Source organism: Paraburkholderia sp. RAU2J, from assembly GCF_003634845.1.
GTDB classification, from domain to species: Bacteria; Pseudomonadota; Gammaproteobacteria; order Burkholderiales; family Burkholderiaceae; genus Paraburkholderia; species Paraburkholderia fynbosensis.
The window spans coordinates 2,715,052-2,735,409 of record NZ_RBXG01000001.1 but is presented as its reverse complement, the minus strand read 5'-3'; the positions used below and the strand labels follow the sequence as shown (position 1 = coordinate 2,735,409).

Annotated in this window: 16 protein-coding genes; 5 read left to right on the top strand and 11 right to left on the bottom strand. The window is 65.8% G+C overall.

All coding sequences use genetic code 11. The features are described from left to right. Positions 1 to 6 precede the first annotated feature (6 nt). From kdsA to B0G69_RS12455, 8 genes are all read right to left on the bottom strand, one after another. The gene (gene kdsA, locus B0G69_RS12495) at positions 7 to 861 is read right to left on the bottom strand and encodes a 3-deoxy-8-phosphooctulonate synthase (RefSeq protein WP_121317350.1); all 855 of its coding nucleotides are present in this window, start codon (positions 859 to 861) and stop codon (positions 7 to 9) included. After that, a complete protein-coding gene (locus B0G69_RS12490) occupies positions 858 to 2,531 on the bottom strand; it encodes a CTP synthase (RefSeq protein ID WP_121317348.1) in 1,674 nt (557 codons plus the stop codon). Before B0G69_RS12490 ends, kdsA begins: the two co-directional genes overlap by 4 nt. 426 nt (positions 2,532 to 2,957) lie before the next feature. After that, complete coding sequence (locus tag B0G69_RS12485; RefSeq protein WP_121317346.1) at positions 2,958 to 3,761, bottom strand: alpha/beta hydrolase; 804 nt, start codon at positions 3,759 to 3,761, stop codon at positions 2,958 to 2,960. 178 nt (positions 3,762 to 3,939) lie between these two features. Beyond that, a complete protein-coding gene (locus B0G69_RS12475) occupies positions 3,940 to 6,693 on the bottom strand; it encodes a DNA internalization-related competence protein ComEC/Rec2 (RefSeq protein WP_121317342.1) in 2,754 nt (917 codons plus the stop codon). Between the two features lie 111 nt (positions 6,694 to 6,804). Beyond that, positions 6,805 to 7,593 (bottom strand): TatD family hydrolase, encoded by a 789-nt coding sequence (locus B0G69_RS12470; RefSeq protein WP_121317340.1) that lies wholly within the window; start codon positions 7,591 to 7,593, stop codon positions 6,805 to 6,807. Between the two features lie 57 nt (positions 7,594 to 7,650). Beyond that, positions 7,651 to 8,394: a lipoprotein-releasing ABC transporter ATP-binding protein LolD gene (lolD, locus tag B0G69_RS12465; RefSeq protein ID WP_121317338.1), complete on the bottom strand. Its 744-nt coding sequence runs from the start codon at positions 8,392 to 8,394 to the stop codon at positions 7,651 to 7,653. Further along, positions 8,387 to 9,640: a lipoprotein-releasing ABC transporter permease subunit gene (locus B0G69_RS12460; protein ID WP_121317336.1), complete on the bottom strand. Its 1,254-nt coding sequence runs from the start codon at positions 9,638 to 9,640 to the stop codon at positions 8,387 to 8,389. Before B0G69_RS12460 ends, lolD begins: the two co-directional genes overlap by 8 nt. Positions 9,641 to 10,138: 498 nt before the next feature. Continuing rightward, positions 10,139 to 10,384, bottom strand: coding sequence for a hypothetical protein (locus B0G69_RS12455; RefSeq protein WP_147440726.1), 246 nt, complete (start codon positions 10,382 to 10,384; stop codon positions 10,139 to 10,141). Positions 10,385 to 10,533: 149 nt separating this feature from the next. Here B0G69_RS12455 and B0G69_RS12450 point away from each other — a divergent pair, with 149 nt between their 5' ends. From B0G69_RS12450 to B0G69_RS12430, 5 genes are all read left to right on the top strand, one after another. Then, on the top strand, positions 10,534 to 11,760 hold the full coding sequence (locus B0G69_RS12450; RefSeq protein ID WP_121317332.1) for a regulator: 1,227 nt from the start codon (positions 10,534 to 10,536) through the stop codon (positions 11,758 to 11,760). Between the two features lie 28 nt (positions 11,761 to 11,788). After that, positions 11,789 to 13,495, top strand: coding sequence for a single-stranded-DNA-specific exonuclease RecJ (gene recJ / locus B0G69_RS12445; RefSeq protein ID WP_121317330.1), 1,707 nt, complete (start codon positions 11,789 to 11,791; stop codon positions 13,493 to 13,495). 258 nt (positions 13,496 to 13,753) lie between these two features. Further along, a protein-coding gene (gene prfB, locus B0G69_RS12440) for a peptide chain release factor 2 (protein WP_121317328.1) occupies positions 13,754 to 14,858 on the top strand; the annotation gives its coding sequence in 2 pieces (ribosomal slippage) (positions 13,754 to 13,834 and positions 13,836 to 14,858; 1,104 coding nt in all). Between the two features lie 134 nt (positions 14,859 to 14,992). Continuing rightward, positions 14,993 to 16,549 carry a lysine--tRNA ligase gene (lysS, locus tag B0G69_RS12435; protein WP_121317326.1) on the top strand — a complete coding sequence of 519 codons (1,557 nt, stop codon included), beginning with the start codon at positions 14,993 to 14,995 and terminating at the stop codon, positions 16,547 to 16,549. A 316-nt stretch (positions 16,550 to 16,865) separates the two neighbouring features. Then, on the top strand, positions 16,866 to 17,582 hold the full coding sequence (locus tag B0G69_RS12430; protein WP_121317324.1) for a glycine zipper 2TM domain-containing protein: 717 nt from the start codon (positions 16,866 to 16,868) through the stop codon (positions 17,580 to 17,582). 164 nt (positions 17,583 to 17,746) lie between these two features. On the opposite strand, the gene iscX is transcribed toward B0G69_RS12430, so the two are convergent. From iscX to hscA, 3 genes are all read right to left on the bottom strand, one after another. Next, a complete protein-coding gene (gene iscX, locus B0G69_RS12425) occupies positions 17,747 to 17,944 on the bottom strand; it encodes a Fe-S cluster assembly protein IscX (RefSeq protein WP_121317322.1) in 198 nt (65 codons plus the stop codon). A 15-nt stretch (positions 17,945 to 17,959) separates the two neighbouring features. Further along, entirely contained in the window at positions 17,960 to 18,301 is a 342-nt protein-coding gene (gene fdx / locus B0G69_RS12420) for an ISC system 2Fe-2S type ferredoxin (protein WP_121317320.1), read from the bottom strand. Positions 18,302 to 18,439: 138 nt separating this feature from the next. Further along, entirely contained in the window at positions 18,440 to 20,311 is a 1,872-nt protein-coding gene (gene hscA, locus B0G69_RS12415) for a Fe-S protein assembly chaperone HscA (RefSeq protein ID WP_121317318.1), read from the bottom strand. Positions 20,312 to 20,358 lie beyond the last annotated feature (47 nt).

Sequence of the window (20,358 nt, the reverse complement as noted above, 5' to 3'; positions counted from 1 at the left end):
CCTGAATCAGTTGAAATCGCTTTCGAGGAACGGCGCGCGCTTGACCGCCTGGTCGAGCGTCACCAGCGTCTCGAGCAGGTCGGCCATGCGATCGAGCGGCACGGCGTTGGGACCGTCCGATTTGGCCTGCGCCGGATTCGGATGCGTTTCCATGAAGAGACCGGCGACGCCGACCGCCACCGCGGCACGTGCCAGCACCGGCACGAATTCGCGCTGGCCGCCCGAGCTCGTGCCCTGTCCGCCTGGCAATTGCACCGAGTGGGTCGCATCGAACACGACCGGCGCGTTGGTTTCGCGCATGATCGCGATCGAACGCATGTCCGACACGAGGTTGTTATAACCGAACGACACGCCGCGCTCGCACGCCATGAAGCGGTCTTCCGACAGACCCGCCTCACGCGCCGCGTCGCGCGCCTTGTCGATCACGTTCTTCATGTCGTGCGGCGCGAGGAACTGGCCTTTCTTGATGTTGACCGGCTTGCCCGAACGCGCACAAGCGTGAATGAAGTCGGTTTGACGGCACAGGAAAGCCGGCGTTTGCAGCACGTCGACCACCGACGCCACCTGTTCGATTTCGTGCTCGGCGTGAACGTCGGTCAGCACCGGCAAACCGAGCTGACGCTTCACTTCTGACAGAATGCGCAAACCTTCGTCCATGCCCAGACCGCGGAATGACTTGCCGCTACTGCGATTGGCCTTGTCGTACGACGATTTGTAGATGAACGGAATGTTCAGCTTCGCGCAGATTTCCTTCAGGCGGCCCGCTGTGTCGATCGTCATCTGTTCGGATTCGACGACACAGGTGCCTGCGATCAGGAAAAACGGCTTGTCGAGCCCGATTTCGAAATCGCCCAGTTTCATGCTTTCTCCCCGACTTCGCTCGCCGCGCGCGACTGCTGACGCGCAAGCGCCGCTTCGACGAACGACTTGAACAGCGGATGACCGTCACGCGGCGTGGACGTGAATTCCGGGTGGAACTGCACGCCGACGAACCACGGGTGCATGCTGCGCGGCAATTCCATCATTTCCGGCAGATCTTCACTCGGGGTACGCGCGCTGATGATAAGACCGCCCGCTTCGAGCTGGGGCACGAAGCGGTTATTGACCTCATAACGGTGACGATGACGCTCGTTCACGTCCTTGCCGTAGATCTCTTCGGCCATCGTGCCGGGCTTGATCGGGCAACGTTGCGAACCGAGGCGCATCGTGCCGCCCAGATCCGATTCTTCGGTGCGCTTCTCGACACGGCCTTCGCGGTCGTACCACTCGGTGATCAGCGCGACCACGCGGTTCTCGGTTTCCTGATCGAACTCGGTGCTGTTCGCGTTCTTCAGACCGACCACGTCGCGGGCGAATTCGATCACGGCCAGTTGCATGCCGAGACAGATGCCGAGATACGGCACCTTCGCTTCACGTGCATAGCGGATCGCGGCGATCTTGCCTTCGGTGCCGCGACGGCCGAAACCGCCCGGCACGAGTACCGCGTCGAGATGCTTGAGGCTCTCGACGCCTTGCGTCTCGACTTCTTCCGAATCGATGTATTCGATGTTGACGCGCGTTGCCGTATGCATCGACGCGTGGCGCAGCGCTTCGATCAGCGACTTGTACGACTCGGTCAGATCGACATACTTGCCGACCATGCCGATCGTCACTTCGTGCTTCGGATGCTGGAGCTTCTCGACGAGGTCGGCCCACATGGACAGATCCGCGGGCTTCGGCGTGAGCTTGAGCTCTTCGCAGATGATCGCGTCCAGTCCCTGGTCGTGCAGCATCTGCGGAATCTTGTAGATGCTGTCCGCGTCCCACACGGAGATGACCGCGTCTTCGGGCACGTTGGAGAACATCGAGATCTTCGCGCGTTCGTCGTCGGGAATGCGGCGGTCGGCGCGGCACAGCAGCACGTGCGGCGAGATGCCGATTTCACGCAGCTTCTGCACACTGTGTTGCGTGGGCTTGGTTTTGAGCTCGCCGGCGGTGGCGACCCAGGGCACCAGCGTCAGGTGCACAAAGCACGCGCTGTTGCGGCCCATGCGCAGACTCATCTGACGCGCGGCCTCGAGGAACGGCAGCGATTCGATGTCGCCGACGGTGCCGCCCACTTCGACGATCGCGACATCCGGCTCGCCACACGTCGCAGAAGCTGCGCCGCGCTCGACGAATGCCTGGATTTCGTTCGTGATGTGCGGGATGACCTGCACCGTCTTGCCGAGATAATCGCCACGGCGTTCCTTGCGGATTACCGATTCGTAAATCTGGCCCGTGGTGAAGTTGTTGGCCTTGCGCATCTTCGTGCTGATGAAGCGCTCATAGTGGCCAAGGTCGAGGTCCGTCTCCGCTCCATCTTCCGTCACGAACACTTCGCCGTGTTGGAACGGGCTCATCGTGCCGGGGTCGACGTTGATGTATGGATCGAGCTTGAGGAGGGTGACTTTAAGACCGCGCGATTCGAGGATCGCGGCGAGGGAAGCGGCGGCAATACCCTTGCCGAGGGAAGATACTACGCCGCCGGTGACGAAAACATATTTGGTCATCGCTGGATGCTCGCGGGAAAAACGGATTATACCGTAAAGCAAGGGCCCGACCCAGCAAAATCCGAGCGACATCTGCGCGTGCGGATGCCACGGCGGCGGCGCCGCGCGTCGATCATGCACCGCTTTTGACGGGCGGCTGGCAGTTAGGGGAGTCGCGCGTGCGACTGCTAGCGCGGTGACACGCGCCTGGGCATCGGGTCAATGTTGCGGCGGCTTGTTGCGGCAGGCGCCGTGAGGCGCTCGGTCAATGGAGCCGACGCATGACCCGTGTGTCGTATCGCTCGTCGCCGCGTTGGCCGCGCCGCCTTCCGTTGGCAGCCTCCGACCTCTAACGCCAGCGCCGCACTTGCCCCGCGAATCGATGCTGAAGCCGCTCGAATAGCGCTTCCGCTCTCTCCTGACTCACGCACAGCTTGAGGCCAGCCGTCAGGCGCCCCGCTCCAGCTCGCGCAGCATCCTCTGCACCGCGCGCGCGGTTTCGAGCGGCTTTTCCATCGGATAAAGATGGCTGCCCTCGATCCACTCGAGATGACCATTGGTGGCGCGGCGGGTGGCATCGAGACCGGCCTGGCGGATTTCCTTCGAGCGTGTGCCCGCGATGAACCCGACCGGCACCGGTGCGCCCCGGGCGAGCCGCGCGCCGAGCGTGTGCGGCAAGGTCCTGTAGATCTGATATTCGGTACGCCGGTCGAAGGCCAGCGTGCGCCCGCCGTCGGGCGAAGTCTGCGGAATGCCGAAGTCGATGTAGTCGGACAGCATGCGCTCGTCCCAGCGTGCGAACGCCGGCTTCGCATGAAAGTGCCGCCACGCTTCGTCGCGGCTCGCCCAGTGCGTGCGGCGCGTACGCGTGGCGGCCGCGGGCGACAGCCGCTCGTCGAGCCCGGTCCACTGTGATACGCGCAGCATGCTGCTGCGCCAGCCGGCGATCACCGGCGAATCGAGCATCACCACGCCCCTCACCCACTGCGGCTTTTTCAGCGCGGCCATCAGCGAGAGATAACCGCCGAGCGAATGCCCCACCAGCCACACCGGCTGCTCGTATGAGCGGCCGACGTCGTCGAGCAGCTGTTCGACCAGATGCGGCCAGTCTTGCGTCACCGGAAAGCGCGCGTCGTGGCCGATACGCTCGATGGAGCGCAGTTCATAGTCGTCGGCGAGTTCGGCGAAGATGGTCCGGTAAGTCGACGCCGGAAAGCCGTTCGCGTGCGAGAAATGAATGATGTTTTTCAACTGCGGCTATCTCCGTTCTGTTTTTTGCTTGTGGCCCGCTCGCACGTTTTTGCCGCGCGCTTTTCGCGAATGCGTGCGTGCCGCTCCCGTGCACCGGCCTTGGCCGCCGCGCGTTCCTCTGCCTGTGCTGCTGGCGACTGATCGGCCAACGCGCGAGCCGACGCGCCGGCCCACGCCATCAGCGATCCATCCAGTAGCGGCGCTGCGTATCGCGATAGCGTTCGAGCGTGAGCGCCGCACCGTTCGGCGCCGGGCCCGCATCGACGCGCACCGCGCCATCCGTATCGCTGCGCGCGAGTTCGATATGGCGTGCCTTGTAGCGCTCGAACACCCCGTCGTTCGGATGATGAAAGCGGTTGCGATAGCCTACCTGAAATAACGCGATGGACGGCTCGACAGAGTCGAGGAACGGCTCGGTCGAGGAGGTCTTGCTGCCATGATGTGGCACGACCAGCACCTGAGCGCGCAAGGCGCCGCGATCGCGTGCGAGCAGCACGCGTTCGGCAGGCGCCTCGATGTCCGCGCTCAGCAACGCCGCGACGCGCGGCTGCCCGGTCCGCTCATGCGTGACGGACTGGCTCGCCGCGTCCGGCAACGTGGCGACCCGCAGCACGCAGCAATGCGCATTGGGCTTTCCCTGCAGCGGCCCGGCGTCCGGCCACAGCATGGCGAACTCGACGCCGTCCCACTGCCAACGCTGCCCAGCCGCGCAGGGCAGCGTGGCCGCGCCGTGCTGCTTCGCGCCCGCCCACAGCGGGTGGTCCGGCGCCAATGCGGCCACCATCTGACGGACCTCGATCGCATCGAGCACGGCGGGCGCGCCGCCAGCGTGATCGGAGTCGGAGTGACTGATGATCAGCGTGTCGAGCGCCGTCACGCCATGCGCCTGCAGGAACGGCACGACCACCCGCTCGCCGGCGTGGGTCGATTCCGGCCCCGGCCCGGTATCGAACAGCAACGCGTGATGCGCTGTTTCGATCAGCACCGACGTGCCCTGTCCGACGTCGAGCGCCGTCAGCCGGAAACTGCCGGGCGGCGGCCCGGGCGACGCCGGCATCAGCAACGGCAACCACGTGAGGGGGGCGGCCCAGCGCAGCGGCCAGCCGCGCGGCGCCAGAAGCCAGAACACGCCGAGCGCCGCCGCGGCCAACGCCCATGCGTCCGGTTGCGGCAGCCACCAGAGCGTCCAGGCCGGAGCGGACAGCCTATGCAAGCCCGTGGCCAGCAGATCGAGCAGCGCATGGGCGGCGTGGAAAGCCCAGGCATCGAGCGGCGCGGGCAATGCGACGCCGGCCAGCACCGCCGGCGTGATCAGCAGACTCACCCAAGGGATCGCCAACGCATTCGCGAGCGGACCGATCAGCGGAATCTGTGCGAACCAGTAGACCGTGAGCGGCGCGAGCGCGAGCGTGACCGCGATCTGTACGTGCGCGGCGCTGAGGAGGCGCTCGGCGAACGCGTGCAGGCGGCGCTTCAGCGCGGTGCGCAGGGACGCCAATTTGCCGGGCCTCTCGTGGCCCGCTATGACTTCAGCAGCCCCACCAACTTCGCCAGCCCCGCCGCCCTCGCCCTCGCCCTCGCCCTCGCCCTCGCCCTCGCCCTCGCCCTCGCCCTCGCCCTCGCCCTCGCCCTCGCCCTCGCCCTCGCTATCGCTATCGCTATCGTCATCGTCATCGCGGACTCGCTGCCGAACCCTCACGCGCGGGCGTCCCGACATCGCGAACAGAATCGCGGCCACCGCGCAGAACGACAGCCAGAAGCCCGCCGACACGACCGCCCACGGATCGATCAGCAGCACGAGTCCCAGCGCCCACGCCAGCACCACCGAGCGCGCGAGACTGCGCCCACTGACGAACGCGAGCGCGACGACACCCGCCATCCATAGCGCGCGCTGCGCCGGCACGTTGAAGCCGGCCAGCGCCGCATGCAGCGCGGCAAAACCCGCGCCGCCGACCGCTGCGACGACTTGCGCCGGCAGCCGCAGCGGCCAATCCCGGCCGATCCATCCGGAGCGCCGCCACACCGCGCCCACGAGCCAGGCGGCCAGCCCCGCGACCAAGCCAATGTGCAAGCCCGAAATCGCCACCAGATGACTCGTGCCGGTGCGGCGCATCAACAGCCAGTCGGCGGCGCTGACGTCGTCCTGCGCGCCGATCGCCAGCGCCACGACGATCCCGCGATGCGGCGCGTCGCCGAGCACCGCATCGATGCGCGAGCGCAACGCCGCGCGCCAGCGGTCCACGAGCACGCGCGGGCCGCGCGCTTCGCCCGGCAAACGGATCGCGTGAGCCGGCGCGCTGACATAGCCGGTTGCCCGCACGTTGCGCGCGAGCAGATTCGCTTCAGCATCGCGCACACCGAAGTTCGCGTTGCCATGCGGCCGCTTGAGCCGCACCGTCAGACGCCAGCGCTCACCCGGCGCGAGAGGCGGCGCCGGGGCATCGTCGGCAATCCAGGAGAGTTGAATCACGCGCGGGAAGGCGGCGATCGGCGCGTCGGCGGCTTCGACTTCGAAGAGAAAACGCGCGCCTTTCCCGTCGCGCGACGGCAGGCCTCTGATACTGCCGACGATGTCGATATCCCGGCCTTCCCACGCGGCCGGCAAGCTCGTCGCAAGCCGTATCTCGGCACGCAAAGCGGCATAGCCGAAGCCGATCACGATTGCGGCGCACCATACGGCGCCCCAGCCAGCGAACGATCGCAGACGCCGGTTGAACCAAATGTGGCGCAAGTGTGAAGTTGAGCGCGGAGCCTGCGGCTGGCCCAGAGCCGAAACGGGACCCGCGCTCGCCTCCCGCAACCCCCAAACCGCAACGACAAACGCCATTACCCCAAGCACAACCAACCCGCACCCGCCCCGCCAATCCGGCAACGCCGCCTGCCGCTGCAGCCAGATCACGCCCAACGCAAACCCGCACCATCCTGCCCGCATTCGCCCTCCGTTCAGCGACGCCGGATGACATCACGCGCGGCGAGCAGACGTCAGCAAGCCCGCCGGGCGTGGGTTTCGCCCGGCGCGAACCACTCAGACCAACGAGATCGATTATGCAGAGGAAAGTGCGAGTCGCGGCAGCGCGGCGAGCGCGTTAGCCGTTGTGCCTAGGGCGGTTGCGTCGGCGCTCATGCCCCGCAGCTCGGCGAGTCCCGCGCCGATGCCTGGAATCTGCTCCGGCGAGTTGCGCTGCTTGTACATCCACGCAGGCGCGATGTCCGGCGCGTCGGTTTCGACGACCAGCGCGTCGAGCGGCAACTGCGCGGCGAGCCGGCGGATTTGCCGCGCGCGCTCGAACGTCAGATTGCCGCCGAACCCGAGGTGCATGCCCTGGTCGATATAGGCCTGCGCCTGCTGGAAACTGCCGTTGAAGGCGTGCGCGATGCCGCGATGGATCTGATGCCGCCGCAGCCCCTTGATGACCTGATCCTGCGATTTGCGCACGTGGCAAATCACCGGCAGGTCGAATTCGCGCGCGAGTTCCAGTTGACCGTTGTAGAAGAATTGCTGGCGCGCATCGTCGAGGCCGTCGACGAAATAATCGAGCCCGATCTCGCCGATCCCGACGAATAGAGGATCATCGCGACTCGCCTCGATCTCCATGCGCAGCAGATCGAGATCGCGCTCGTCGGCGCCCGGCGTGAACAGCGGATGAATGCCGAGCGCATACGCGCCGCCGTCGATCCGGTGCGCGAGTTCGCGCACCGTCGCGAAATTCTGCCGGCCGATTGCCGGAATCACGATGCGCGCCACGCCCGCATTGCGCGCCGCCGCCGCCACCGCGTCGCGGTCGGCGTCGAATTCAGAAGCGTCGAGATGACAGTGCGTATCGATCCACATGACGTACCTCGTGAAACTGGCGGCGCGCGCTCGCGGCAAGCGGCAAGCGCGCGGCCCTCAGACCGGCACCGGCGGCTCTTCGTGCAGCACGCCGTCGCGCAGCCGCATGATGCGGTCGCAGCGTCCGGCCAGCTCCGGATCGTGCGTGACGATCACGAAACTCGTCTCGAGCGTTTGCGACAGTTCGAGCATCAGGTTGAACACCGTGTCCGCGGTGCCGCCGTCGAGGTTGCCGGTCGGCTCGTCGGCCAGCACGCAGGCCGGTTTGGTCACCAGCGCCCGCGCGATCGCCACACGCTGGCGCTCGCCACCCGACAGCTCGCCCGGCCGATGCTTCGCGCGATGCCCCATGCCGACCCGCTCCAGCACCTGGAGCGCTTCGCGGCGTGCGGCGTCGGTCGTCATGCGGCGAATTCGCAACGGCATCGCGACGTTGTCGAGCGCGGAAAACTCCGGCAGCAGATGGTGGAACTGATAGACGAAACCGAGCGCGCGATTGCGCAAGTCGTTACGTTCGCGCTCGGAGAGCTGCGTGAACGGCTTGCCCATCACCGAGACGTGGCCGGCGCTCGGGTCGTCGAGACCGCCGAGCACGTGCAGCAGCGTGCTCTTGCCGGAGCCCGACGCGCCGACGATCGCCAGCTTCTCCCCGCGTCGCACGCTCAGTTGCGCGTTGTTGAGCACCTGCACATTCAGGCCGCCCTGCACGAACGATTTGGAAATGCCGCTTGCTTCGAGCACGTACGGATACGGCGCGGTGTCCTGAGTGGCCATGGAGAGATCAGCGGAACGGTCATTCATAGCGCAGCGCCTCCGCGGGACGGACTTTCGCACCGCGCCAGCTCGGGTAAAGCGTCGCCACCGCCGACATCAGGAACGCGATGATGCCGATGCGCGCGACGTCGGCCGGAATCAGCTCGGACGGCAATTCGCTGATGAAGTACACCGACGGCGGCAGGAACTGCACGCCGAGCATGTGCTCGATCATCGGCACGAGCCATGGAATGCTCCACGCGATCAGGCAGCCAAGCGCGACGCCCGTCGCGGTGCCGATGAAGCCGATCGTCACGCCCTGCACGACAAAGATCTTCATGATCGAGCCGGGCTGCGCGCCGAGCGTGCGCAGGATCGCAATGTCGGCCTGCTTATTGGTCACGGTCATCACCAGCGACGAAACGAGATTGAACGCCGCCACTGCGATGATCAGCGTGAGGATGATGAACATCATGCGTTTTTCGATCTGCACCGCCGAGAACCAGGTCTTGTTCTGCTGCGTCCAGTCGCGGATGTACAGGTCACCCGACAAGCTGCGCGCAAGCTGATGCGCGACCTCCGGCGCGCGCTGCATGTCGGTCAGCCGCAGCCGCACGCCGGTCGGCGCGGGCAGGCGGAACAGCGCCTCTGCGTCCTTGATGTTGATCAGGGCGAGCGTGCTGTCGTACTCGTAATGTCCCGACTCGAAGATGCCCACCACGGTGAATTGTTTCAGGCGCGGCAGCATGCCGGCCGGCGTGATCGTGCCTTCGGGCGCGACCAGCGTGATCTTGTCGTTCAGCTGCACGCCGAGATTGGTGGCGAGGTCCGCGCCGAGCACGATGCCGAAGTCGCCCGGCACGAGATCGGTCAGCTTGCCGCCCTTCATTTCCTTACCGATGTCGGACACCTCAGGCTCGAGCGTCGGCTCGACGCCGCGCAACGCGACGCCGCTCACGGCGTCCTGGCGCGTGAGCAGCGCCTGCGCTTCGACATAGGGCGCCGCGCCGATCACTTCCTTGTTCCGGCGCGCTTCCTGAGCGGTCAGTTGCCAGTTGGGCATCGACCCGGTTGGTGAAAAGATTTCGACGTGCGCGAGCACCGACAGCATCCGGTCGCGCACCTCTTTCTGGAACCCGTTCATCACCGACAGCACGACGATTAGCGCCGCGACGCCAAGCGCGATGCCGGACATCGACACCAGCGCGATGAACGAAATGAAGCCGTTGCCGGTCGTGCGTTTGCCGGCGCGCGTGTAGCGCCAGCCAATCTGCCATTCGTAGGGAAATTTCAAGCGAATCCTTGTCTGCGTTCTTCGGCTGCGTTGTTCTGCTTTGCGCTGCGCGCGAAAGGCGTGGAGCGCCCGCCGCGGCCCGAGCGTGTGATCGTTGGTGTCGCGGCTGCGCCGATGGTTCCGGCGTCGCCGCGTCGCTGAGTAGCAAAACGTGCGCCGCGGCGTTCCGCTATGCGGTGGACAAGCTGCACCGCCGCTACTGTCACCGCCGCATCTGCCGATGCCACCGCCGATCAAGCGCGAAGTTTGCCATACAATGCCGCCCACTCGCGCAAAGGCCATAGGGAACGGGCTGGCGCTGTGAAGGCGGCGGGGGTCCGGCAAGGCCTGTTCTGATGACGGAAAAAGCCCTGTTCGGCGGGTGACGCCAGGTTTGGCGTGACGGTGTTGATGGGTGGGGGGTTTCCGCGGCGCGTCCTTTGCCCTTGGCGCCGCACCGTTTGCCGTTCGCCCTCGCTGGGTGTCCGGCGTTTGGCACCTGTTTGGCACCCACCTGCGCTACCGCAAGTTATAACGCCCGCGCAGCTCATTAATGATCCCCGCCGCGGCCGTGCTCGCCAGCTCGCGCACATCCGCGTCCTTTCGGTCGCGATGCAGATGAGTGATGTCCCAATTGCAGCCGTCCTCGTCCTCGACGGTCTCGTGCAAGCCGGTCGGAATCCAGCCGGCCGTGACCGGGTCGGCATCGAGCGCTTTAACCACCAGTTCCAATAGTTCCTGCTCGGTTTTGAGTTCACGTGGCATGCCGGTCTCCATCGTCATGTGCGCGGTGCCGCCGCGCGCGGCTCTCTGCGACGTCCGCATGGCACACGCCCCACCGCCAGGCCGGGCGCCGCCGGGGATGCGCCGAGCGGGAAGCTGATGGTCGGAATACTCGCACTCTTTGCCCTACAATGCGCAGCATCATGCTCGCCAACCGTCTCCATCTTCTGCTGCCCTTCGCGCTGCCCGCCGCAGCGGACGCCTCCACCGCCCTTCACGACATCCGGAGCCCGGCCCTCGACCGGCTGATCGCGCGCGCGACGCTGGTCGAACGGGTGGTCGGCGAGGATTTTCAGCGCACGCTGCCGCACGAGCGCTGGGTGGCCCGCCAGTTCGGCGCACTGCCGGCGGGCGCGGCGGCCGCCGACGAAGCGCCGCTCGCCCCGTACATGCTGCGCGCCGACGGCGGCGATCCCGGCGACGCGACCTGGGCCTGCGTCCAGCCCGTGCATGTGCGCATCGCGCACGATCACCTGGTGCTGATCGATCCCGCCTCGCTCGACCTGTCCGACGACGAAGCCGGCGCGCTGCTCGCCGTCGCGCGACCGCTGATCGAGGAACTCGGCGTGCGCATCGAGGCGCCGAAACCCGCGCGCTGGTACCTGTCCGGCGACGGCTTCGGCACGCTGGCGGGCGCCTCGCCGTTGCGCGCGGCCGGCCGCAACATCGAAATCTGGCTACCTCACGAAGCGCATTCCGGCGAGCGTTCGCGCGCGTGGATGAAGCTGCAGAACGAAGTGCAGATGGCGTGGTTCGAGCACCCGGTCAACGAAGCGCGCGAGGCGCGGGGCCTGCCGGCTGTCAACTCGATCTGGTTTCACGCGCAGGGTGCGGCGCAGCCGGTGCGCAGCCCGTTCGCGCGGGTGTATTCCGATGCCGCGGCGACACGCGGTCTCGCGATGAGCGCCGGTGTCGGGACCGGTGCGCCGCCAGCCTCGTTTGCGGCACTGTCGGCGCTGTCCGGTGATCGCGTGACGGGAGCACCAGGCGGAGCGACGGCCAATGGGACAGGCGTGGCGACGAGCCGTGACCCGGGCGGCGACACAAAGGGACCCACAAACGGCCCCACAAACAGTCGGACCAAAAGCGCCAATGGCCCAACCGGCGCCACGCTGGTCGAACTCGACCCATTCTCCGCGCCCTACATCGAGCAGGACTGGGCGCGCTGGAACGACGCCTTTGCGGCCGTGCAGACCGACTGGTTCGAACCCGCGCTCGCGGCGCTGCAATCCGGCCAACTCGCCGAACTCGGCCTGACCCTATGCGGCGACACCGGCTCGGTGACGCTCACGGTCACGCGCGCCGATCTGCGCAAATTCTGGCGGCGGCGCGTGCTGGCCTCGCTTTTCATCGAATGATTTACCGCATGCTCCACGGCCTCTCCGAATGACTCGAATCGTTACGCGCGCCTGCTCCCCGGTCGACGCCGAAATCCTCACCCGCCACGGTCTGCACCCGGTGCTCGCGCGTCTGTACGCCGCACGCGGCGTGTGCCTGCCCGATGAAATCGAAACCGGTCTCGCGCGGCTCGTGCCGCCCGTCGCGCTGAAGGGCTGCGAAGACGCCGCCGTGCTGCTCGCCGACGCGCTCCAGCACCAGCGCCGCATGCTGGTGGTCGCCGACTACGACTGCGACGGCGCCACCGCCTGCGCAGTCGCGGTGCGCGGCTTGCGCATGTTCGGCGGCCAGATCGAGTATCTGGTGCCGAACCGCTTCGAGTACGGCTACGGCCTCACGCCCGAGATCGTTGCGCTGGCCGCACGCAGCGCGTCGGGCAAACCGGATCTGCTGATTACCGTCGATAACGGCATCGCGAGCGTCGACGGTGTCGAGGCGGCCAACGCGCTCGGCATCGACGTGCTGGTCACCGATCACCACCTGCCCGGCGACGAACTGCCCGCCGCCCGCGCGATCGTCAATCCGAACCAGCCGGGCTGCACGTTCCCGAGCAAGTGCATCGCGGGCGTCGGCGTGATGTTCTACGTGCTGCTCGCGTTGCGCGCGGAATTGCGGCGCCGTGGCGCATTTGGCGACGACTTTCCCGAACCGCGCCTCGACGGCCTGCTCGATCTGGTCGCGCTCGGCACGGTCGCCGACGTGGTCAAGCTCGACGGCAATAACCGCGTGCTGGTCGCGCAAGGCTTGCAGCGCATCCGCAAAGGCAAGATGCAGCCGGGCATCGCCGCGCTCTTTCGCGCCGCCGCGCGCGACGCCCGCAGCGCGTCGGGCTTCGACCTCGGCTTCGCGCTGGGGCCGCGGCTGAACGCGGCGGGACGCCTGTCGGACATGTCGCTCGGGATCGAATGCCTGACCACCGACGACATCGGCCGCGCTTGGGACCTCGCGCAGCAACTCGACACGATGAACCGCGAGCGCCGCGAGATCGAAGCCGGCATGCAGCAGCAGGCGCTCGACGATCTCTCGGCCATCGACCCGGCAGGCGCGACCACCATCACGCTGTTCAATCCGGGCTGGCATCAGGGCGTGATCGGCATCGTCGCCGGACGGCTGAAGGAGAAATTCCACCGGCCCTCGTTCACCTTCGCGCTCGCCGACGACAGCGGCCAAACCGTCAAAGGTTCGGGCCGCTCGATCCCCGGTTTCCATCTGCGCGATGCGCTCGACCTGATCTCGAAGCGCGAGCCGAACCTGATCGTCAAATTCGGCGGCCATGCGATGGCCGCGGGCCTGACGCTCGCCGCCGCCGACGTGCCGCGCTTCACCGCCGCGTTCGAAGCGGTCGGCCGCGAGTGGCTGTCCGAGGACGCGCTGTCGCGCACGGTGGAAACCGACGGCGAACTCGAAGACGCGTACTTCACGCCGCAATTCGTCGAGATGCTCGACGCGGCCGTGTGGGGCCAGGGCTTTCCGGCGCCGGTGTTTTCGGGCGAATTCGACATCGCGTCGCAGGCGCTGGTGAAGGACAAGCATCTGAAGCTGCAGCTCGTACGCGGGCGCCAGCGCTTCAACGCGATCTGGTTCAACCACACCGACACGCTGCCCGCGCGGACCACCGTCGCCTACCGGCTGGCGAGCGACACGTGGAACGGCGTGTCGCGCGTGCAACTGATCGTCGAGCACGCGGCGAGTTGAGGCGGCGGTTGAAGTGGGCAACTGGCGTCAGCCACCGCGGTACGCCGCGAAAGCGGGCAAGGTGACGTGGCCAAACCGAAGCAGCAGGCTGAACCGCCGACCCGCACCGCCCCCAGCCAGCCCGCCTGCGTCGCCGCAAAAACGGCGAAAATCTCCGCAAAATCAACCCCGAACCCGCGCCGGATCGCTCGAGAGCATCCGGCGCCGCGCGTCGATCGGCTATAATTTCCCCTTTTTACGAAGCTATAAAAGATCGACATGGAAGCGGAACGTCTCAACGCGATCGAAGCCTCTCTGGCGGACCTGCGCACGCGCGCGGCCGACCTACGGGGGTATCTTTGACTACGACGACAAAGCACTGCGTCTAATCGAAGTCAACCGGGAACTCGAAGACCCGGACGTCTGGAACGACTCGAAGCATGCCCAGGCCCTCGGCCGGGAAAAGAAACTGCTCGACGACACGGTCGGCAAACTCACCTCGCTGCACAACGACCTGCGCGACGCGCAGGATCTGTTCGAGATGGCGCGTGAAGAAAACGACGACGAAACGCTGCTCGCCTGCGAAGCGGATGCGCAAGGGCTCGAGTCGCGCGTCGCCGACATGGAATTCCGCCGGATGTTCGCGAACCCGGCCGACCCGAACAACGCGTTTCTCGACATCCAGGCCGGCGCCGGCGGCACCGAAGCGTGCGACTGGGCGTCGATGCTGCTGCGCCAGTACCTGCGCTACTGCGAACGCAAGGGCTTCAAGACCGAAGTGCTGGAGCAGACCGACGGCGACGTCGCCGGCATCAAGAACGCGACGATCAAGATCGAAGGCGAATACGCCTACGGCTTCCTGCGCACCGAGACCGGCGTGCACCGCCTCGTGCGCAAGTCGCCGTTCGACTCGTCGGGCGGGCGTCATACGTCGTTCTCGTCGGTGTTCGTGTACCCGGAAATCGACGACTCGATCGAAGTGGACATCAACCCGGCCGATCTGCGCATCGACACGTACCGCGCATCCGGCGCAGGCGGTCAGCACATCAACAAGACCGACTCCGCGGTGCGTATCACGCACATGCCGTCGGGCATCGTCGTGCAGTGCCAGAACGACCGTTCGCAGCACCGCAACCGCGCCGAAGCGATGGCCATGCTGAAGTCGCGCCTGTACGAAGCGGAAATCCGCAAGCGTCAGGAAGAGCAGGACAAGCTCGAAGCCGGCAAGACCGATGTGGGCTGGGGACATCAGATCCGCTCGTACGTGCTGGACAACAGCCGTATCAAGGATCTGCGCACCAACGTCGAAATCAGCAATACCAAGAGCGTGCTCGACGGCGACCTCGATCCGTTCATCAGCGCAAGCCTGAAACAGGGCGTGTAACCCGCGCAACCGGCGCGGCTTTGCAATGAGCCGCGCCGCATCTTTTTTACCGCCTGAGGTTTTTACACTGACTGGCCTCCCGCATCCGGCGCACTCCGGTGCATGCCGACGCGGGCCACCGAACACACATCATCATGAACGAATCGACCCAGCCTAATGCGGCCCAGCCTAATGCGGCGCAGCCGACAGTCGCGCCCGAGGTGGACGACAACAAGATCATGGCCGAGCGCCGTGAAAAGCTGCGCGAGCTGCGTGAGCAAGGCGTCGCCTATCCGAACGATTTCCGTCCCACGCACCACGCCGAAGATCTGCAGGAACAGTTCGAGCACGCCGACAAGGAAGCACTCGAAGCGAATCCGCTCGAAGTCGCGATCGCCGGTCGCATGATGCTCAAGCGCGTGATGGGCAAGGCGAGCTTCGCGACCGTGCGCGACGGCTCGGGTCAGATTCAGTTCTTCATCACGCCGGCCGACGTCGGTCAGCAAACGTACGACGCCTTCAAGAAGTGGGACATGGGCGACATCGTCGCGGCGCGCGGCGTGCTGTTCCGCACCAACAAGGGCGAACTGTCGGTGCGCTGCACCGAGCTGCGTCTGCTGTCGAAGTCGCTGCGTCCGCTGCCGGACAAGTTCCACGGCCTGTCGGACCAGGAAATGAAGTATCGCCAGCGCTACGTCGACCTGATCGTCACGCCGGAAACGCGCAAGACGTTCGTCGCGCGCACCAGGGCGATCTCGTCGATCCGCAAGTTCATGGCCGACGCCGACTTCATGGAAGTCGAAACGCCGATGCTGCATCCGATTCCGGGCGGCGCTGCGGCCAAGCCGTTCACCACGCATCACAACGCGCTCGACATGCAGATGTTCCTGCGCATTGCGCCGGAGCTGTATCTGAAGCGTCTGGTGGTCGGCGGCTTCGAGCGTGTGTTCGAGATCAACCGTAACTTCCGCAATGAGGGCGTGTCGGTGCGCCACAATCCGGAATTCACGATGATCGAGTTCTACGCGGCGTACACCGATTACAAGTGGCTGATGGACTTCACCGAGCAGCTGATCCGCCAGGCCGCGATCGACGCACTGGGCACGGCCACCATCACCTATCAGGGCCGCGAACTCGATCTGGCCAAGCCGTTCCATCGGCTGACGATTACCCAGGCGATCCAGAAGTACGCGCCGCAATACACGAACGAACAACTCGCCGACAGTGCGTTCCTGCGCACCGAGCTGAAGAAGTTCGGCGTCGATGCGTCGCAGCCGCAGTTCCTGAACGCGGGCGTGGGCTCGCTGCAACTGGCGCTGTTCGAAGAGACCGCCGAGTCGCAATTGTGGGAACCGACCTACATCATCGACTACCCGATCGAAGTATCGCCGCTCGCGCGCGCGTCGGACAAGGTCGACGGCATCACCGAGCGTTTCGAACTGTTCATCACGGGCCGCGAGATCGCCAACGGCTTCTCGGAACTGAACGATCCGGAAGAGCAGGCCGCCCGCTTCAAGAAGCAGGTCGACCAGAAGGACGCCGGCGACGAAGAAGCGATGTTCTACGACGCGGACTATATTCGCGCGCTCGAATACGGCATGCCGCCGGCCGGCGGTTGCGGGATCGGCATCGATCGTCTGGTGATGATGTTGACGGACAGCCCGAGCATTCGCGACGTGATTCTGTTCCCGCATCTGCGCCGCGAAGACTGATTTTTTACGCGGTGTGCATCAAGACAAACGCCTGGCTCCGGAGCCGGGCGTTTTTTCTTGCAGCGCCCGCAAGGCTGCGGGCGGTGGGCATGTTCGATGGTTTGTAACTATAGGTAAAAGCTAAAGAAGTGCGGTTGCGTCACTGCAACGGGCACTTGTGTCGAACGTTGCAAAGACCAAGGCGCCCCGCTCGCCTTTGCCAAGGCATGGCCGCGAGCGCGCACCGTAGCCGGTTACAAATTGAAACGCGAGCGGGATCGAATTGCCGGACACTCGGTCTCAATAAAAGTCGACTCTGCTAGAGACGGAGGCCAATATGGACAAGCCCACCAACGATACCCAGCCCACCCAGCAACGCCGTCTTCACCCGCTCGTCGCGGGCGCGGCGGCGGCGGTCATCATCGCGAGCCTCGCCGCGACTGCAGCCGTCACGGGCCTGTTCCCGAAGGCGTCGAGCAGCGGCGCGCAAACCGATCAGACCCAGGCCGCGCAAGTGACGGCACAACCGGGCGTCGTCGATTCGGCGGCGCCGGTCAATGGGTCTGCGCAACAACAGCTCGCGCAACAGCAACAAGCACCGCAGCGGGCTCAACAGCCGGCGCCGGAACCTATGCCGCCACAGCAGCAACAGTATGCCCAGCAGCAACAGGCTCAACCTGCGCCGCAATACGCGCAACAACCTCCCTCACCCCCCGCCTATTGCTCGACATGCGGCACCGTCGTCGCCATTTCGGCGGTCCGTCAGGAAGGTCATGGCACCGGCATCGGCGCGGTCGGCGGCGCGGTGGCCGGTGGCGTAGTCGGCAACCAGTTCGGCGCTGGAGGCGGGCGCACCGCGATGACGCTGCTCGGCGCACTGGGCGGCGGCCTCGCTGGCAACTCGGTCGAAAAGCACATCCGCAGCTCGACGTCGTATTCGGTGCGGGTGCGGATGGAAAACGGCAAGACGCGCTATTTCACGTATCACGAAGCGCCGCCGTTCCAGCAAGGTCAGCGCGTCCGGGTCGAAAACGGCACGCTGGCCGCAGGCTAGGCCAACGAAAAGGCCAAGGGAGGCAGTCCGGCATTTCCGCGGACGTTAAAAAAGGCGATTCCAATGGAATCGCCTTCTTCTTTGCCGCGAGGCAGCCGAAGCGGAACCGTTTCACGCATCGGCCACGGACCGATCAGTCACGTCGCGCTCAGTAATCCGCGTCTTCAATAATCCGCGTCTTCAATCCATGCAGCCTGAATCGCCTCGAGGATCTTTTCGCTCGAACGGTTAGGATCGTCGTCGAATCCTTCCAGCTCGGTGACCCAGCGGTGCAAGTCGGTGAAGCGCACCTGCTGCGGATCGATGTCCTGGTGCTTGTCAGTCAGGGCCATCGCGATGTCTTGCGTATCGGTCCACTTCATGGCTGCATCCTCCTGTTAGTGGTTTTCCTTCGCGTGATTGATCGAATAACGCGGAATTTCGACGACCAGGTCCTGCTCCGCCGGCACCATCGCCTGGCACGACAGACGCGAAGCCGGCTCGAGCCCCCACGCCTTGTCCAACAGATCGTCCTCGTCTTCCTCGGACGGCGTCAAGGCGGCGAAACCCTCACGCACGACCACGTGACAGGTCGTGCACGCGCAGGACTTCTCGCACGCGTGCTCGATTTCAATGCCGTTCTCGAGCAGATTGTCGCAAATGCTCTTGCCAGGCACGGCATCGATGACCGCGCCTTCCGGGCACAGTTCGACGTGGGGCAGCACAACGATTTGAGGCATACATTTTCCGTTTGGGTCTGTGGCGCGGCGGCCATCAACGGGCTCCGCACCATTTTACTGGCGCCGCGGGGACTTTTTAAGTCCGCACGGCGCGCTTGAGCGTCGGTGGCCGACGCAGCGCCTGCCGGCCCGCGACGCTCAGATCTCGTCGAGCTTGCGACCGGCGAGCGCGCGACGAATGCCCTTGTTCATACGGCGGGCAGCGAATTCGTCGGTGCCCTCGGCGAGCGTTTTGGTCGCAGCTTCGATTGCGCCGGCGTCGTCGCTTTGCGCGACTTTGCGCAATGCATCGAGCAGCGCGTCAAGCGCCGCGCGCTCCTCGTCGTCGAGCAATTCGGCGTCGGCGGCGAGCGCCGCGTCGGTCGCTTCCAGCAGACGCTGCGCTTCGACCTGCGCCTCGCGCAAAGCACGCGCGCGCATGTCGACTTCGGCGGTCGAGAAGCTGTCTTCGAGCATGCGGGCGATGTCGTCGTCGGCGAGACCGTACGACGGTTTGACCACCACCGATGCTTCCACGCCCGAGCCCTGCTCACGCGCGAACACGGACAGCAGACCGTCCGCGTCGACCTGATAGGTCACGCGAATGCGCGCCGCGCCGGCCGCCATCGGCGGAATGCCGCGCAGTTCAAAACGCGCGAGCGAACGGCAGTCGCTGACGAGCTCGCGCTCGCCTTGCACGACGTGAATCGCCATCGCGGTCTGGCCGTCCTTGAAGGTCGTGAAATCCTGCGCGCGAGCGACCGGAATCGTCGAGTTGCGCGGAATGATCTTCTCGGTGAGCCCGCCCATGGTCTCGACGCCGAGCGACAGCGGAATCACGTCGAGCAGCAGCCACTCGTCGCCGTCCGCGCCGCGGTTGCCCGCGAGCAGATCGGCCTGGATCGCAGCGCCAAGCGCGACGACCTGGTCCGGGTCGAGGTTGACGAGCGGCGCCTGGCCGAAGAACGATTCGACCGAGCGGCGAATCACCGGCATGCGCGTCGCGCCGCCGACCAGCACGACGCCCTTGATCTCTTTGGTCGTGACCCTGGCGTCGCGCAGGGCTTTTTTCGTGGGCCCGAGCGTGCGCTGCACCAGCGCCAGAGTGATCGCCTCGAAAGTGGCTTCAGTGATCGTCAGATCGAGCCTGGTGCCGTTCGAGAGCGTCGCCGCAAGGGTAGCCTCGGATGCATCCGACAACGCCTCCTTGGCCGTGCGCACGCTGTCGAGCAGCAGGCGCACATCTTCCGGTGCGAGCGTCTGCGGCGCGATACCCGACTGCTCCAGCACGTGGCGATACAGCGCGTGGTCGAAATCGTCGCCGCCGAGCGCGGAGTCGCCGCCCGCCGCGAGCACTTCGAATACGCCCTTGGTGAGCTTGAGGATCGACAGGTCGAAGGTGCCGCCACCGAGGTCATACACCGCGTACAGACCCTCGGAGCCGTTGTCGAGGCCGTAGGCGATCGCCGCCGCGGTTGGCTCGTTCAGCAGGCGCAGCACGTTCAGGCCAGCCAGACGCGCGGCGTCCTTGGTGGCCTGGCGCTGGGCTTCGTCGAAGTAAGCCGGCACCGTGATGACCGCGCCGACCAGCTCGTCGCCGAGCGAGTCTTCGGCGCGCTGGCGCAGCGTCGCGAGAATTTCGGCCGATACTTCGACAGGGCTCTTCACGCCGTCGACCGTGCGAATTTGCACCATGCCGGGGGCGTCGATGAAATCGTACGGCGCGTTTTCAGCGCCTTCCACTTCCGCCTTGCCACGTCCCATGAAGCGCTTGACCGAGACGATCGTGTTGCGCGGATCGCTCGCCGCTTCGGCCTTGGCCGTGCGACCGATCCGGCGGCCGCCCTTTTCCAGGTAACGCACCACCGACGGCAGCAGCGCGTGGCCGTCCTCGTCAGGCAGCACATCGGGCACGCCGCTGCGCACCGCGGCGACGAGGGAGTTGGTGGTGCCGAGATCGATACCGACCGCCAGACGCCGCTGATGAGGCGCCGGCGCCATGCCGGGTTCGGAGATTTGCAGTAAGGCCATCTGGATCTTCTCGGGGCCGCTTTGCCCCGTCCTGAATTTTCGCGTTG

Coding starts and splice junctions, on each gene's coding strand:
- kdsA (WP_121317350.1), bottom strand. CDS start 861: ATGAAACTGGGCGATTTCGAAATCGGGCTCGACAAGCCGTTTTTCCTG.
- lysS (WP_121317326.1), top strand. CDS start 14,993: ATGAACGAATCGACCCAGCCTAATGCGGCCCAGCCTAATGCGGCGCAG.
- lolD (WP_121317338.1), bottom strand. CDS start 8,394: ATGAATGACCGTTCCGCTGATCTCTCCATGGCCACTCAGGACACCGCG.
- iscX (WP_121317322.1), bottom strand. CDS start 17,944: ATGAAGTGGACCGATACGCAAGACATCGCGATGGCCCTGACTGACAAG.
- recJ (WP_121317330.1), top strand. CDS start 11,789: ATGACTCGAATCGTTACGCGCGCCTGCTCCCCGGTCGACGCCGAAATC.
- B0G69_RS12455 (WP_147440726.1), bottom strand. CDS start 10,384: ATGCCACGTGAACTCAAAACCGAGCAGGAACTATTGGAACTGGTGGTT.
- B0G69_RS12475 (WP_121317342.1), bottom strand. CDS start 6,693: ATGCGGGCAGGATGGTGCGGGTTTGCGTTGGGCGTGATCTGGCTGCAG.
- B0G69_RS12430 (WP_121317324.1), top strand. CDS start 16,866: ATGGACAAGCCCACCAACGATACCCAGCCCACCCAGCAACGCCGTCTT.
- hscA (WP_121317318.1), bottom strand. CDS start 20,311: ATGGCCTTACTGCAAATCTCCGAACCCGGCATGGCGCCGGCGCCTCAT.
- B0G69_RS12450 (WP_121317332.1), top strand. CDS start 10,534: ATGCGCAGCATCATGCTCGCCAACCGTCTCCATCTTCTGCTGCCCTTC.
- B0G69_RS12490 (WP_121317348.1), bottom strand. CDS start 2,531: ATGACCAAATATGTTTTCGTCACCGGCGGCGTAGTATCTTCCCTCGGC.
- fdx (WP_121317320.1), bottom strand. CDS start 18,301: ATGCCTCAAATCGTTGTGCTGCCCCACGTCGAACTGTGCCCGGAAGGC.
- B0G69_RS12470 (WP_121317340.1), bottom strand. CDS start 7,593: ATGTGGATCGATACGCACTGTCATCTCGACGCTTCTGAATTCGACGCC.